The organism is Bilophila wadsworthia ATCC 49260 (genome assembly GCF_000701705.1).
GTDB lineage: Bacteria > Desulfobacterota > Desulfovibrionia > Desulfovibrionales > Desulfovibrionaceae > Bilophila > Bilophila wadsworthia.
Genome location: NZ_JNJP01000086.1, coordinates 1 through 14,547 on the forward strand (window position 1 = coordinate 1; position 14,547 = coordinate 14,547).

A 14,547-nucleotide genomic window follows, 5' to 3' on the forward strand; every position below is an offset into this window, starting at 1 on the left:
CATTTCGTATAACATGGGGAAGTTAACGTATGAGCAGTTCTGGAGTGGCGTATGGCTCGGAAGAGTTCCCCATTACCGTGGTTTTGACGAGCTATGGGAGTCTCTCGCCGCCGAACCGTTCACCGTCAGCGTATCGGTTCCCAAGGCATCCGAAAGGCTTTATATCGGTCGGGCAAAGAAGTTGAACAAAGGGATTTGGCTCTTTGAATCCGAGAGTGGAGAGTACGGGCTTGTTCCCGAGCAAGAAGCCCAGAAGTGGTATCTTGAATAGGCATGGAGTTCTGACAAACGGAAAGCAGAGAGCCTGGAGATTTTTCTCCGGGCTCTCTGCATACAGTGTGCCAATACAATAGAAGCGCATGTCAAGGGTGTGCCAAATCGCGCGCTAAACTGTGCCAAATCGCGCGCCGCGTTAGTTTTAAAGGGTAAAAACCATCCCTTCTAGCCCTATCGTGAGCAGGCGGGCACCCTCCAGCCTACTGCGAATCTTGCGGGCGGCTCCAGGATGGAGTTCCGCCATATCCGCGAACTCCCTGGACCTCTCCTATCGGCAGGAAAGAGCCATCTCCCCCTGTTCTGGCGAAGTAATGCGCCTGCAGACGGGGTAGAGCCTTTTCGTAGCCCCGGACATCTTGCCTCCGCTTACTCCGTGCCTCCCGTTCCACCCCATGTCAAAAGGAAAGCCTTCCTCTGTCTTCGGGGGAGGCTTTCCGTCTCATTCGATGCGGGCTGTGCCGTTATCGCTCCACTGAGAGTTTTTTCGTGCGGAGGATAGGCTTCGGCGACGAGGGCGGCTATGGTGCCGTCGCTATTTCCTGATCCTGCGGATGGGCGTTGGAGCCGAGCTTGTCCTCGTCGAGGGCGTCTTCCTCGAACTGGTAGAAGTCGGAATAGAAGCCTTGCGTCTGGTCCGTGTTCCAGTTTTCGGAGTCGTGCGGATTCCGGAGCCAATGGATAGAGGTACCGGCTCGCTTTGCCTGCGCGGAAGCGGTAAAATGCCGCGTCGGTTCTTGGGAAAGGGCTATTCGCTATCCCCCAATGCGACGGCTCCCGTCTTGCGGTAGACCATATAGGCGGGGAACAGCGCGCACAAGGAGCCGAGCGCGAAGGAAGCTGCGGCAAAGGAACCTTCGGCGAGGGTAAGTTGCGGGGAGAGCATGATCCCGGTCTGGCGGAACATGAGCAGCGCCGCACCTTCGGAAAGGCCACAGCCGAACAGCAGGCCCGCCAGCGTGCCCACGGCGATGCTGACGCTGACCACGCACCAGACGCTGAGCACCAGATAGGCGCGCGGCGCACCGAGCACACGCAGCGTGCCGAGCATCCGTTTGCGCATGGATACCGCCATCCCGCCGACCAGCATGACCCCGCACAGGGCCACGAACTGCGCGGCATAGGCCATGCCGGTCATGATGTCGCGCATGTCGCCGAGGGTGGCGAACAGCTCGGTCAGCACCTCGCCGGTAAAGACGCCCTGCATGTTCACCGGCCTGCCGTCCGCATCTGGGAGGGTCGCCGTCTGCCAAAAGGCCCGCAGGCGGTAGGCGGCGGCGATGCTTTCGGGCTTGACGACCACGGCGGAAACGCCGGGCAGCGGGGAACCCTTCCCTTCAAAAAGATGCCCGAGGGGCAGGACATGCCCCGCATCGGGAAGCGCATCGTGGACGGCCCAGACCGATTCGATGGGAATGAGGATGGCGTTGTCCCACGGCGTGCCCGTTTCCGGCAGGCGGCCTACGGCCTTGTAGCGGACATGTCCGTGTTCGTTGTGGGATGCGGAGACCTGCCCGTGCATGGGGGAAAACGCCTCTCCGAGCCGCAGGGGGACACCCGCGCCGAGTACGGCTTCGTCCTGTGCTGCGAACGCCCTGCCTTCCGCGAGCGTCCGGTTGCCGCCGAGCGTGACCATATCCGTGGTCGTCCCCACCAGCGGGGACGCGTTCCAACGGTCGCCGAAGGCCAGCGGCGCGGCCCAGACGACGCCTTCCTGCGTCAGAATTTCCGTAACCGCGCCCCCAGGAACCAGCGGCAGCGACTGCGGGCGCAGATAGACCGCCCCGAGCATGAGCTGTACGCTGCTGCCCTGCGCGCCCACCAGAAGGTCGAAGGCGTCGCCCGCCCGCGCCGTGCCCTGCCGTACCGCCCGTTCGGTCATGCTGACCCCGACGCCGAGGCTGAGGGACAGCGCGAGGACCAGTGCCAGCGCCAGAATGCCCCCGAAGGAGCGGCGCAGTTCGCCTTTGATCAGCATCAACGGATTCATGCCGCCTCCCGCACAATGCCCCGGTTGAGATCGAGCACCCTGTCCATGTCCGCCAGCACGGCATCATCATGGCTCACGACAAGGAGCGTGCTGCCCAGCGTCCGGGCGTACCCGGAGAGCAGCAAGCTCACCTGCCCGGCGTTGGCTTCGTCAAGGCTTGCCGTGGGCTCGTCCGCCAGAATGATGCCCGGTTTGAGCAGCACGGCCCGCGCAATGGCGACCCGCTGCTTTTCCCCACGCGACAGCGCCCGTACTTTCCGGGTGGGGCAGACGTGCATTTGTTCGAGCAGGCCGCGCCCGCGCCGGATCAAGGCTTCCGGGATGCGCCATCCGGTGAAGGTTGCGGGCAGGAGCACGTTTTCCAGCGCTTCCAGCTCGGGGAAAAGCTGGAAGTCCTGAAAGACGAAACCGATATGTTGCCCGCGCCAGCGATCTCGTTCGTGTTCGGACAGCGCGCCGGGTACGGTCGCGCCCCAGCGTACGGTTCCCCTGTCCGGAAGCACAAGCCCGCTCACGACGTTGAGGAGGGAGCTTTTGCCCGATCCCGAGGCGCCCCGGATGCCGATGTGCTCGCCGGAGGTCACTTTAAGGTACGGTATGTCGAGGACCGTGCGCCTCCGCCCGCCTTCGGGAAAGGTGAGGAGGATGTCCTGAAGTTCGAGCCCGTTCATACAAGATCCTTGCTTGGGTCGGCTGTTACAGCGTGCGGAAGCGGGCGTCCCGCAGCCGGAGCTGGCTGATGAATCCGGTGTCTCCGTCGCGGTGCGATCCGATTTCCAGCACGCCCTCCACTTCAATGGTGGTATTGTTCTGGACGAAGCTCTGGCTGGAGGAAAGGTAGACGACGAGGATGTTGTCGGGCCAGTCCGCGTCGGATTGGCAGAACGGGCACAGGGCCACGGGTTCGCGTGTGAGCACGAAGAAGGCTGCCTCGGCCTTGAGCGGCGGGGCCATGAAGCCTCTGATCGTGATGCGCTGTCCGGCAAGGTTTTTTACCTTGTCGGAAAACTGGAGCCCGAGGACGCCGCCCCCGCTGTACAGTTCGTCGAACGAGAGTTCCGGCGTCGCCGCTTTCGCCGTACCCGTCAGGCAGAGCAGGGCAAAAAAGAGGAGGAGCAGTTTTTTCATGGATGGTTCCTGTGGAAGAAGGGAAAAGGAGAGGGAGGGGCTTCGGCAGGAAGCGCCCTCCCTTCGGCTTTTTCCTACTTATTTCCGAGCGCGAGGGCTTCGGACATGATCCGGAAGACTTCCGTGCTGTTCATGAAGCCCCGGAAGGCGTCGGCATGAGGGCCGCGCGCGCCGACCACAAGGTCGTCGATGGAGTGGACGCCGGTGGATTCGGTGCGGGGCAGGTTGCCGATGCGGAGCTGCGCGCCGGGCACATCCTTGTAGGCGGCGTTGGCGATGTAATGCCCCTTCTCATCCTTGACGGACGGGACGAAGGGGCCGTCCATCTTCGGGCGGTAGGTTTCGTAATGGTCGGGGTAGTTGCCGATGAACACCGCGAGGCGCTTGGACACGTTCACGTCGTCGGGGTAACCGTCGCCGTTTTCGTCCTTATAGGCGGGATAGCCGGCCTCGGCGTAGATGCCCACCTTGTCGCGCATGAGCTCGCCGGGCAGGTTGTCGTCCACGGTGCCGATGACGCTGATGGAATGGGTATGGTCGCCGGTGACGATGAGCAGGGTATCGGGGTTCTTGTCGCAGAATTCCTGCGCTATGGCGACGACCTTGTCGAACATGATGGTGTCGTAGACGGCGCGTTCCCAGTCGAGGGGATGGCTGTATTTGTCCACAAGGCCCGCTTCAAGCATCAGGAAAAAGCCTTCGGGGTTCTTGGAAAGCACGGAAAGGGCGGCCCGCATGGAGTCGGTGAGATCGGGCTGATCCGGGAACTTGGACACGGTCCCTTTCTTGAGGAACTTGCGGTCCAGCACGCCGTCCATGTTACCGGTATGGAACAAGCCGAGCAGCTTGTCGGGGTTGCCCTTCACGGCCTTGGAAAGCTCGGTGTTGGACGTGGCGAGGGCATAGCCTTCCTTCTGGAACATTTCGACGTAGTTCTTGTCGTCCTTGCGCTTGGAGCCGGGGACGTTCTGAGGCAGGAAGTAGGCGGAACCGCCGCCGATGATGACGTCGGGCTTCACGCTGTAGAACATATCCACGATTTCGGCCTTGTCGGCGCGGCGGCGGGTATGCCCGACCACGGAAGCCGGGGTCGCGTCCTCGATTTCGGCGTCCGAAACCACGCCGATGGATTTGCCGGTCGTGCGGCGGAGCAGTTCGGCGATGGTTTCCTGCTTGGGATCGTCCAGCGAGTCGGGGGTACGGTCCGCGTAGACGCCGAGGGCGTTCACGCTGGACTTGTGCCCGGTCATGTAGGCGGAGGCGGTGTTGGCGGAGTCGGCGGCGATGGAATCCACGCTGCATGTGCCGAGCATGGCGGTGTAGGGCAGGGTGTCCATCGACAGCTTGCCGTTGTACATGCCGTTGGTCACGCCTTTGGACATGAGGCGGGCGCTTGTGCGGTGGCCCATGCTCAGGCCGTCGGCGATGAGCAGGATGACGTTCTTGGCGACGGGCTTGTCGGGCGTGCCGTATACGTCCCAGTTTGCGGAGGCTTTCCCGGTGGGGCTCTCCACCGTCACCTTGTACTGTCCGGGCTTGAGCGAAGCGCCGCGCAGCAACAGCGCGGAAGCGTCGGCCCCCTTTTCCTTGGCGATGAATTCGGGTTTCGCGCCCAGAACGGCCTTGGCGTCCTGCCCGTTGATCAGGACTTTGGCGTCCTTTTCGGCGAGTTCGCCGTCAAATTCCACCTTGAAGTCGAAACGGCTCCCGCCCAGGAAGCGGGCCGTATCCACCGGATAAATGCTCGGCGCGGCTTCCGCGACGCCGGAGAAAAGCAGGGCGCCCAGCAGGGCGGGAATGATGCGTGTGTTCATGAAAGATTCCTTTGTTGAGAAGCACAGTGAAAATCAGGCGCGTACGATTTCAGCGACTTCGGCGGTCAATCCGTCCAGCCCTTTGGTGCTGTACGCGCCGTAAAGCTGCATGGCGGTCTTCTGCGAAAGCACGTAGTTGCGGAACTGGTTGAAGGGCTTCTTGGTCAGGTCGGCTTCCTTGATGCCATAGGAGCGGACGGCGACCTGCTTGAGGGCGTCCACGGTCCACTGGGCGGCGGGTACGCTGAGCACCCAGTCATGGTCGGCGAGGTGGGTGACGAAGCCTTCCATACGGCGGGGCATGGGCAGGGTTTTGCCGTCCTTTCCCACAAGCCCGGCCTTGAAGGGATCCTTGCCGTTGATGACGGCGGCGGCCTTCAGCCAGCCCACCACCAGTTGCTCGGACGCGGCCGCGCCGGGGTGATCGTGGGCACAGGCCTGCGCCACGCACAGTTCGGGGGACAGGCCGCGCCGCAAGCTTTCGGCGATGCTGAGGACGTGGTGTTCGCCGGTGGCGGCAAGGGGCTCTTCTTTGCGGCAGGTTCCATCCGCCTGCCATTGGAAGACCCACGGCTTGTGGAGGTCGTGGAGAAGCTGAGAGGCGAGCACCACGTCGCGGTCGAGCTTCAGGCCGAACATATCGGCATAGTTGTCGTACAGGGCCTTGCAGGAGGCAACGTTGAGGGCCGTGTGCGTTACCAGCCCGCCGGGATAAATATGATGGCTGTTCCAGCCGCTGCCGGGCGCGGTGTAAAAAGGCTGAGGGCTTTTCTTCGTGCTGGCGCAGGTCGGGAAAACGGCCTTGGCGTCCTGAGCGAGCAGCCCTTGCCCCTTCAGTTCCGCCATGATGGCCTTGGCGTCACCTTCGGCCAGCAGCGGGGCCGGGTTCTTCATGATGTCCAGTACGGCGGCGCGCAAGCCGGGGTTGCCGATTTCCGCGGCGGCGTCCTGAAGGTATTTCCACGCGGCCATGACGTACTGGGATCTGTCCGCCATTTCCCCGGGCGTCATGTTGACGCATGCGTCAAGGGTGACGGCTTCCGTGGCGGCGTGGGCTGCGGAAGGGTGCAGGAAGGTTTTCCCGGCGAGCAGCACGGCTCCGGTAGCCAGCCCGCCCAGCAGGAAGGTGCGGCGACTGTGATCGGCATTCATGGAGGTTCTCCTTGTTGATCCGTTTCAGGATGAGGCAAGGGAGAACCTAGACGCCGTTCGTGGCGGAACAGTGGCCTTATTGTGACGTTTGTATTGATTGTACGAACAATCCGTATGCGTGGGTATCCGTGAAGGAGGAAGGGCGTCCGGGCGTCGCCGTACAGGATACAAAACGGATGAGCGCTGAAAGCGTCTGGAGGCATTGGGGATGGGGAGTTCTCGAAAAAAGTTTCCCCTTCTCCAAGCCCGTCAGAGCGGCCTCTTCCTTTTTCCATTCCGCTATCCGTCCTTCTCCAAAGGCTTCCGTACGTATCGGATCCTGTGCCTGCAATTTTTTCCCGCACACTGCCTTCGGGATGTGACGATTTCAAAGTGGAGATGCACGAGAAGGCGGTGAATGGGGCGCGGCGCAAGGAAGATCGGGGTGTCCAAGGCGGCTGGCGAGGAGGGGGCAGAGAGATGGCCCGAAAGCGGGCCGGAGGGAAGGCCGCTTCGTATCATGAGCATGAAACCACCTTGAATCATAAAACATCTCATCGTCCTTGAAAGACCGTATATTCTATCATAGCATGGCTTCTTTATTAGACTAACAGGAGCCCTATATATGAAGTCAGAACACCTGTTTATCATCCGTTTGGGCGATGGGAGGCATTTTGAGTACGAAGGGACGCTCGACGGCGCGAAGCGTAAGGCCTCGAAGCTCGCCACGCCGCCGGTGGCCATTCAATTGCTTGCGGAGCAGCGGCTTGTTGCCACACGAAGGCCGTATTTCGGTTGGGACGGCAAAGTGGGGTGGCACCCTTGGGAGCTTCTCGAGAGGGCTTTTTGAGCAGGGCCGCGCTCCGGAGCAACGTGCGCCAGTATCCTATTGATATGTAGCGGTATTGCCGAGAAGGAGGGCTGACGGGGGAACCGCCTCGGGTACTGGGGGCCATGAAAAGAGGATGGGAAAGAAGGCGGGCGGGCACGGTGGCCCGGAAAGCGAAGGGGAAAGGGAAAAACGACGCGGACACCGGGGTGCCGATGAAACCGTCCGCCGGACATGCGCATGATCTTGCTGGGGGAGGCGGAGGTCTTCGCTTGCGGCTATTTCCTCACCCACTTGCCGAACCAGTTCCTTTTGAATCGGCCGAGATTGCGTCGGGCGTCGCCGTTGCCCAGCTCGGCGGCGGCCTGAAAGCATCGTATGCCTTCCTTGATGTCCACGGGGCCCCCGCGCCCATCGGCGTACAGTTCCCCAAGGCCGTTGTAGACGATGCCCACAAGCTCGTCAGGGTACGTGCTTGTTTCTCCGTCATCGGGCTTTTCCCTGTCGTATGCCTCGGCAAAGCGGTCCAACAGGGCAAAGGCTTCCCCATCGTCCTGCTGGACACCGAGGCCGCGCAGGTAGCAGTGCCCTAATACGCCGTAGGCAAGAGGCTTTTCGTCGTCAGCGGCCAGACGCAGCCAATAGGCGGCTTGGGCGGGGTCCTGCGGCACGCCCCGCCCGAAAGCGGCCATGATGCCCAGCGCCTGCTGTGCGTCGGAGGACCCTTTTTCCGCGCCGTTCCGGTAGGCTTCGGCGGCCTTGGCCGGATCTTTGTCTACGCCGAGGCCGCGCTCATAGTGGGAGCCTATGTGAAACCAGCTGCTGGCCTGCCCGTGATGCGCGGCCTGCCGGAACCAGCGCATGGCTTCGGCTTCCCTGCCGTTTTCTTCGCGGCACATTTTCCCGCACCGTTCCTCCCAGTACGGATTGCCTGCCGACGCGCCCCGAAGGGCTATTTCCCATTGCCTGCCCCGGTCCCTGGGGAAGCCTTCCGAACCGGAAAACAGGTTGTAGAGGTTTTTGGCCGCATCGGAGAGGCCGCCGTTGAGAGCCTTTTCAAGCCAAGGAAGGGCCCGCCGGGCCGTATCCGCGCGCAGTCCGTCCGGGTCATGGAAGGCCGTTTGGGGATCGATGCCGTCGATTTCGAAACAGTCCCCGAAGTAATACGTGTTGCCGATCATGTATTGGCAGAACGGATGCCCCGCCTCGGCCTTGCCCAGTACGTCGTCCCGCGCTTCTTTCAGGGAGGCGAAGGGCATGGCCTTGCGCGCCGACGGCGTCAGCTCCCCGCAACGCATGGCGAGGAGCACGGCGCAGGCGCTGCCCCGGCGGATTCCCTCTTTCAGGAGGGACGCGGCCTTTTCGCCGTTGATTTCCAACGCGGCATATTCCCAAACGTACCGCTCGCCCATGTACGTGCGGGCGAGGAAACACAAGGCGTCCTGGTCTCCCGCATCGGCAGCCTCGCGCAGGAGCCGCACGCCCTCGGCCGTTTTTTCAGGATCGAACTGCATCCATATAAGCCGGATGCCCTCTTCGGTCTTGTCCGAAAACACCTTTTCCATGATCCTGTCTCCACAGGGGCCGTTCAGCCGGGGCTTCCCCTCAGTCGGCTTCCCCGCGCCGTTTTTTCACTTCTTTGGTGACGTCTTTCCATTCTTCCATATAGGGAAGCCTTGATTTTTCGTAATAGCCTGAAAACCAGAAGAGAACCTGAGCCCGGCGCGGTGTGGCGATCCTGAAGTACCTGTCCTCGTCAGGCAGGGCGGCTTCCACCACATAGTTGTCCCCTTGCCTGCCGTTGAGGGAGAGGTAGCCATCATAGCCGCCCGGGAACATCAGGAAGAACGAGCCGTAATCGCCGCCGTCCACGCCGTCGAGCGCGGCTTCCACGTCCTCAAAGGATGTGTTTTCGAAACGCTTGTCGTCCACGAACAGGATCGGGCGCTCTTCGGGCCAATCGTTTTCCCATGATTGCACATGCCAATCGGCGATGTCCGGGACGGCGCGGCGCATGAAGCAGTCCCGGAACAGGAGGCCGGCTTCGCGTCCGGGCATCTCCCTGAACACGCGCAGGTAGTCGTCACCGCGACGTATGTAGGCGGAAAGCCGCAGCGTTTCCGTCTGCCCCGCGTCCTGCTCGCAGGCGATATACAGGCATTCCTCCCCGGAAGGCAGGAACAGCGGCGAAAGGGGCGTCAGAACCAGCATGTCGCCGGGCTTGATGCGGGCGATGCCTTCTTCCACGGTCTGTTCCGTAGCCAGCGACGTCGGAACGCCGTCGGGCCCGGCATAGGAAAAGGAAACGGGCTTTCCGGCCTGTCGGCGTGCGTTCACCCGGCGGTTGATTTCCCGCCTGCCCTCGTCGTCCATGTTCATGAAGTCGGTCATGGCTTCAAAGCCGCCGGAAACGGCGTCGGGCACGCTTTCGAGCAGGCAGGCGCGGGCTTTGTCCAGTACGCTCCGGGAAGGAAGGGACGCTTCCAGTATGGAGCCGTCAGCGTCCACCAGACAAAGGAGGTATGCCGTTTCGCCGTGTTCGCGTTCCGGTTCGAGGATGTCGGAGAAGATGCCCCGGATGCGGGAAATGAGCATGGCCTCTTGAAAAATGGCCCATTCCTTTCCGATGGACAGCCCGCCGAACCGTTTGCCGTGCTGGAGGATATCGGCATCGATTTCCTGAAAAACGGCCTTCGGATCCACGGATTCCGCAGGGTATTGGGAGAGGACGGATTTGCCGAGGCGGCTGTGCCGGGAAGAGAGGCAGCGGAAGAGAGCGGAGAGCAGGCCGCCCAGACCGATGACACCGAGCATGGCAAGCCCCTCGGCGAGCAGTGTGCCGTTTGGGGCGGCAACGTTCGCTTTGAGAAACGACGCCGTCAACAGGCTTCCGGTTGCTCCGGCAAGGAACGCCCCAAAGCACAGGATGAAGTGAAGCCTGTGTTCCCTGAGGCAGGCCGCACGAGCCCGGAGTGTTGCGGAATGTTCCAGTTCGTCACTCATGGTGTAGCCATACAGGAGCCGCATAGCGTCGTCAATTTGGGTATGGCATGGCTCAATGGCAGCAACAGGCCGCTGGAAAGAGAAAAGGGGAGAGGTGCGCCGTGCCCCCTTTTTCTCCCCCCAATCCGCTAGGCTCCCGGTTGATGGGGAGTCGGCTGATATGCCGCAGGGCTGGTGCTGTTTCCCTACTGGCGTGAAACGGAAAGGAAGATGCGTGATGCGCGTTTCAATAGGGTGCGGCTTTTTTCAGGCTCGTTTTCCGGTAGAGGATGTAAAAGAGGCGGATGCGTTGGAAAAGGGATGATGCCCTTCATAAAAGGCCTTCCCCCTGCTCCTGGCATCCTTAAAGCCCTTGCCTTTATAGGCCGTCCGGTGTGAGCGGAAGAGGCTCCAGCCCTTGGACTCTCCAGTCCATGCCGCGCAGGGTTGCGTCATCCGGGACGCTCCCTTCCGCAATGCGCAGGGACCCGGAAACATCGCGGACAGGCCCCTCGAATGGGGAAGCCCCGTTACGGATGGCCTCCTTCGCCTCGCGGACACGAACCCGCACGGTTTCGGGTACGGCCGGGCCGAAGGGGGAAAGCCCCACGACGCCTTCTTTGATGCCGTAAGAGACGTTGCGCGGCCTCCAGATGCCGAAACGTACCTGCGTGAGCAGATCTCCGAAGGCATTGCTCCATTCCCATTCCGGCGCGGCGAGGCATAGAGGATCGACGGTACGGCCCGCCGTCCCCACATAGCGCACCGAATGTTCGCGCAGGCGCTCCACAAGGGACGGGAGTGCCCGTTCCAAATCGACGATATCGGCCCCGGCTGCAATCAGCGTTTTGAGTTCTTCATCGGGGTCGTTGCCGGGCGCGTACAGCACCCGGATTGCCGCCTTGGACTTTTGCGCGCCCAGTGTGAATGCATTGGCGTTGCGAAGGCGGGAGGCTTTCGATTGGTAGGGATCGTTCGCCAGATAGCCGATGACCCCATCCTCCGAAAGCGCGCCCGCGATCAGCCCGGCAAGGTAATGCGCTTCGTAGGTGCGGGCCTGAAACCCGCTCATGTTGTCATGCACGGTCTCATCCGTACAGGCGAAGAACACGGTATTCGGGCTCCGTTTCGCCACGTCGCAGGCCGCGGCGTAGAGCAGGGGGCTTGTGGTGATCAGCACTTCCGGATCCATCTCGGAAAGCTCGTTCAGATCTTCGGCGTTCCCGGGCGAGGCGGAAGATACGATGGTGGGGATACGCAGGGATTCCAACGTATCGCGCGCCCGGTCAAGGCTGCCGATCCAGCCCGTCGGGGAGGCATGGGGCTCCCCGCCCGGTGGCAGGAGCAGATGGACGAAGGCAATGGCGGGCCGTGGCTTCGCCGCCGCACTCATGGGGCACGGCAGGATGAAAACGGCCAGCAGCAGGATAAACGGCAAGGAGCTTAGGAATGTCTCCGCCTGTCTCATAAACGGGAATCCTGCCATTCCGGGGCTCCTCCTTTTCAAGACGCGTTCTCTAGTCGATCGTGCCGATGACGCCTTCAACGAACCAATCCATGCCGAGCAGTTCCTTGTCGGAAGGAACCATGCCCGTGGGGATGCGCTCAACGCCTTTCTGATCTTTGATGGGGCCCGTGAAGACAACGAGTTTGCCGCTTTTGATGTCGGCCTTGGCCGCCTCGGTCAAGTCGCGCACGTTTTGCGGGACCATGGGGCCGTAGGGGGCGATATCCACCACGCCGGTTTCCATGCCATACCAGAAGGAGCCGTTTTTCCACGTCCCGGCGCGGACCTGCTCCACGACGTTTTCGTAGACGGGGTTCCACGACCATATGGCGGAGGTCATGTGAGCCCTGGGCGCGACCCGGCTCATGTCGGTATTGTAACCGATGGAGTAGGTCCCCTGTTCCTGTGCGGCTTCTTGCGGCCCGCTGGAGTCCTGATGCTGCGCGATGACGTCCGCGCCCTCTTTGATGAGGTTCTTGGCTACGCTCTTTTCCATGGCGGGATCATACCATGACTTGGTCCAGACCACGCGGACTTCGGCCTTGGGGTTCACGGCGCGCACGCCGAGGGTAAACGCATTGATGCCGCGGATGACTTCGGGGAGGGGGAAGGCCGCCACGTAGCCGATGACGTTGCTTTGGGTCATGGAACCGGCCACAAGGCCGGTAAGGTAACGGGCCTGATAGATCCGGCCGAAATAGTTGCTCATGTTGGGGGCGGTCTTATAGCCGGAGCAGTGCATGAACGTGGAATTCGGGAACTGTTCGGCGACGTTGAGCATGGAATCCATGTAGCCGAAACTGGTCGCAAAAATGATATCGTAATGCTTACGGGCCATGTTCTGGATGATGCGCTCGGCGTCCTGCCCTTCGGGTACGCTTTCCACATACGAGGTCGTCACGCCGGGCAGGGAGCTCAGGAACTTGCGGGCCTGATCATGCGCGTATGACCACCCTCCCTCGCCGATCGGGGAAATATAGATAAAGCCGACCTTCATTTCTTTTTGGACGCCTATGGCCTGGGCCGGCGCGGAGGCCAGCCCGGCCGCAAGAAACAGGGCGGCCATCAAGAGCACGAGTGTACGCATGGGATATCTCCTGGGATATGGGAAAACACGGTTCCCGGGAGGGCTTCCCGGGTTTTCTCCAAAGAATGGACGGTAAACGATTTGGAAAGACGTTTCAAGACGAGGCGTTCCGAAAGGGAAATACGTTTTCCACATATGGAGGAAGCTTTCATGAACTCTGAAAAGCCATTGAATCCGCCTTGTCCCGCTTGGGAGAGTTTCCCTTCCGGTGCCTTCATCCGTTTGTGCGTGATGGCCATGTGAGGGGGCGGAGCGTGTTCGCCATGCCTGCCCTCCAGAGGGCTTTGTGGCAAATGTGTTGCGATGGCAAGGCGATGCGGGATCCGGAACGGCGGCTCATTGCAGTGCCCCGCGTTTGATGGTATGTGAAAAAAGATGTTCCGTGACCGGGAGGCTTGCCCCTGTCCCCAAGGTCACACACTGTTCAGGGGCAGAACGGAGAGCTGGACCATGAGCACGATCGCTTCAGTTTGGGCCCGCGAAATTCTTGATTCGCGCGGCAATCCTACGATAGAGGTAGAAGTTTCCCTTGATTCCGGTCATGTAGGCCGTGCCGCCGTCCCGTCCGGGGCTTCCACGGGGACCCGCGAAGCGCTGGAACTGCGCGACGGAGACAAGGCTCGTTATAAAGGCAAGGGCGTCAGCAAGGCCGTTGAAAACGTGAACACCGAGATCGCGGAAGCGATCGTGGGCCTCGACGCGCTGCGCCAGGTGCAGGTGGACAACACCATGCTGGATCTGGACGGCACGGACAACAAGTCCCGCCTCGGCGCCAACGCCATGCTCGGCGTGTCGCTCGCCACGGCCCGCGCCGCCGCCGAATCCCTGGCCCTGCCGCTGTACCAGTACATCGGCGGCGTCAACGCCAAGGTGTTGCCCGTTCCCATGATGAACATCATCAACGGCGGCGCTCACGCCCCCAACAACTTGGACATTCAGGAATTCATGATCATGCCCGTCGGCGCGCACACGTTTGCCGACGGCCTGCGCATGGGCTCCGAAATCTTCCATACTCTGAAAACCATCCTCGCCGCCGATGGCCACATCACCAGCGTGGGCGATGAGGGCGGCTTTGCTCCCAACCTCAAGAACCACGACGAGGCGTTCAGCTACATCCTGAAGGCCATTGAGGAATCCGGCTACAACCCCGGTTCCGAAGTGGTGCTTGCCATCGACGCGGCGGCTTCCGAGTTCCACAAGAACGGCAAGTACATGATCGGCGAAAAGGGCGCTCTGAGCAGCCCGGAAATGATCGAATGGCTGGCGGAATTCACCGCCAAGTATCCGCTCATCTCCATTGAAGACGGCCTTGCCGAAGACGACTGGGACGGCTGGCGCGAACTGACCGATGCCCTTGGCGACAACATCCAGCTTGTGGGCGACGACCTATTCGTGACCAACCCCGATATCCTCGCCGAAGGCATCGAAGAGGGCATCGCCAACTCGATCCTCATCAAGGTGAACCAGATCGGCACCCTGACCGAGACCCTCGACGCCATCCAGCTTGCCAAGGAATCGGCCTACACGACGGTCGTTTCCCACCGTTCCGGCGAAACCGAGGACAGCTTCATCGCCGACCTCGCCGTGGGCGTGAACGCCGGTCAGATCAAGACCGGTTCGCTCTGCCGCAGCGACCGTCTCGCCAAGTACAACCAGCTTCTCCGCATCGAGGAAGACCTTGACGACGCCGCCATGTACTACGGCCCCGTCATGGGCGCCAACCTCGCTTTCGACGGCGAAGAATAAAGCAACCGGGGAGGGGAAGGGGGGCCTTTTGGAAAAGGCCCCCCTTCCCCTCCCCGAACC

At 61.6% G+C, this 14,547-nt stretch carries 11 protein-coding genes and 1 pseudogene; 3 read left to right on the forward strand and 9 right to left on the reverse strand.

What is annotated here, in order from left to right:
* Nucleotides 1–271 (forward strand): annotated as a pseudogene (locus tag T370_RS25770) (hypothetical protein); the annotation flags it as partial.
* 750 nt (nucleotides 272–1,021) lie between these two features.
* Here T370_RS25770 and T370_RS0118335 read toward each other — a convergent pair.
* The 5 genes from T370_RS0118335 to T370_RS0118355 form a co-directional block, all read right to left on the reverse strand.
* Nucleotides 1,022–2,263, reverse strand: a complete 1,242-nt coding sequence (locus tag T370_RS0118335) for an ABC transporter permease (protein ID WP_029436606.1) — start codon at nucleotides 2,261–2,263, stop codon at nucleotides 1,022–1,024.
* A complete protein-coding gene (locus T370_RS0118340) occupies nucleotides 2,260–2,934 on the reverse strand; it encodes an ABC transporter ATP-binding protein (RefSeq protein ID WP_029436607.1) in 675 nt (224 codons plus the stop codon). Before T370_RS0118340 ends, T370_RS0118335 begins: the two co-directional genes overlap by 4 nt.
* A gap of 25 nt (nucleotides 2,935–2,959) precedes the next feature.
* The gene (locus T370_RS0118345; protein ID WP_029436608.1) at nucleotides 2,960–3,391 is read right to left on the reverse strand and encodes a hypothetical protein; all 432 of its coding nucleotides are present in this window, start codon (nucleotides 3,389–3,391) and stop codon (nucleotides 2,960–2,962) included.
* Nucleotides 3,392–3,465: 74 nt separating this feature from the next.
* Nucleotides 3,466–5,205: an alkaline phosphatase gene (locus T370_RS0118350; protein WP_029436609.1), complete on the reverse strand. Its 1,740-nt coding sequence runs from the start codon at nucleotides 5,203–5,205 to the stop codon at nucleotides 3,466–3,468.
* A 33-nt stretch (nucleotides 5,206–5,238) separates the two neighbouring features.
* Nucleotides 5,239–6,357 carry a hypothetical protein gene (locus tag T370_RS0118355; protein ID WP_029436610.1) on the reverse strand — a complete coding sequence of 373 codons (1,119 nt, stop codon included), beginning with the start codon at nucleotides 6,355–6,357 and terminating at the stop codon, nucleotides 5,239–5,241.
* Nucleotides 6,358–6,961: 604 nt separating this feature from the next.
* Here T370_RS0118355 and T370_RS0118365 point away from each other — a divergent pair.
* Complete coding sequence (locus T370_RS0118365) at nucleotides 6,962–7,186, forward strand: hypothetical protein (protein ID WP_005025324.1); 225 nt, start codon at nucleotides 6,962–6,964, stop codon at nucleotides 7,184–7,186.
* Nucleotides 7,187–7,443: 257 nt separating this feature from the next.
* Here T370_RS0118365 and T370_RS0118370 read toward each other — a convergent pair whose 3' ends face one another.
* From T370_RS0118370 to T370_RS0118390, 4 genes are all read right to left on the reverse strand, one after another.
* Nucleotides 7,444–8,730: a tetratricopeptide repeat protein gene (locus T370_RS0118370; RefSeq protein WP_029436611.1), complete on the reverse strand. Its 1,287-nt coding sequence runs from the start codon at nucleotides 8,728–8,730 to the stop codon at nucleotides 7,444–7,446.
* 40 nt (nucleotides 8,731–8,770) lie between these two features.
* Nucleotides 8,771–10,168, reverse strand: coding sequence for a hypothetical protein (locus T370_RS0118375; protein WP_005025327.1), 1,398 nt, complete (start codon nucleotides 10,166–10,168; stop codon nucleotides 8,771–8,773).
* Nucleotides 10,169–10,526: 358 nt separating this feature from the next.
* The gene (locus tag T370_RS0118385; protein WP_248604286.1) at nucleotides 10,527–11,615 is read right to left on the reverse strand and encodes a BMP family ABC transporter substrate-binding protein; all 1,089 of its coding nucleotides are present in this window, start codon (nucleotides 11,613–11,615) and stop codon (nucleotides 10,527–10,529) included.
* 49 nt (nucleotides 11,616–11,664) lie between these two features.
* Nucleotides 11,665–12,741, reverse strand: a complete 1,077-nt coding sequence (locus tag T370_RS0118390) for a BMP family ABC transporter substrate-binding protein (protein WP_005025330.1) — start codon at nucleotides 12,739–12,741, stop codon at nucleotides 11,665–11,667.
* 450 nt (nucleotides 12,742–13,191) lie between these two features.
* Between T370_RS0118390 and eno the strand changes: the two genes are divergently transcribed.
* A complete protein-coding gene (gene eno / locus T370_RS0118395; RefSeq protein ID WP_005025332.1) occupies nucleotides 13,192–14,487 on the forward strand; it encodes a phosphopyruvate hydratase in 1,296 nt (431 codons plus the stop codon).
* Nucleotides 14,488–14,547: the final 60 nt, after the last annotated feature.

Coding starts and splice junctions, on each gene's coding strand:
- T370_RS0118350 (WP_029436609.1), bottom strand. CDS start 5,205: ATGAACACACGCATCATTCCCGCCCTGCTGGGCGCCCTGCTTTTCTCC.
- T370_RS0118390 (WP_005025330.1), bottom strand. CDS start 12,741: ATGCGTACACTCGTGCTCTTGATGGCCGCCCTGTTTCTTGCGGCCGGG.
- T370_RS0118370 (WP_029436611.1), bottom strand. CDS start 8,730: ATGGAAAAGGTGTTTTCGGACAAGACCGAAGAGGGCATCCGGCTTATA.
- T370_RS0118365 (WP_005025324.1), top strand. CDS start 6,962: ATGAAGTCAGAACACCTGTTTATCATCCGTTTGGGCGATGGGAGGCAT.
- T370_RS0118345 (WP_029436608.1), bottom strand. CDS start 3,391: ATGAAAAAACTGCTCCTCCTCTTTTTTGCCCTGCTCTGCCTGACGGGT.
- T370_RS0118340 (WP_029436607.1), bottom strand. CDS start 2,934: ATGAACGGGCTCGAACTTCAGGACATCCTCCTCACCTTTCCCGAAGGC.
- T370_RS0118385 (WP_248604286.1), bottom strand. CDS start 11,615: ATGAGACAGGCGGAGACATTCCTAAGCTCCTTGCCGTTTATCCTGCTG.
- T370_RS0118355 (WP_029436610.1), bottom strand. CDS start 6,357: ATGAATGCCGATCACAGTCGCCGCACCTTCCTGCTGGGCGGGCTGGCT.
- T370_RS0118375 (WP_005025327.1), bottom strand. CDS start 10,168: ATGAGTGACGAACTGGAACATTCCGCAACACTCCGGGCTCGTGCGGCC.
- T370_RS0118335 (WP_029436606.1), bottom strand. CDS start 2,263: ATGAATCCGTTGATGCTGATCAAAGGCGAACTGCGCCGCTCCTTCGGG.
- eno (WP_005025332.1), top strand. CDS start 13,192: ATGAGCACGATCGCTTCAGTTTGGGCCCGCGAAATTCTTGATTCGCGC.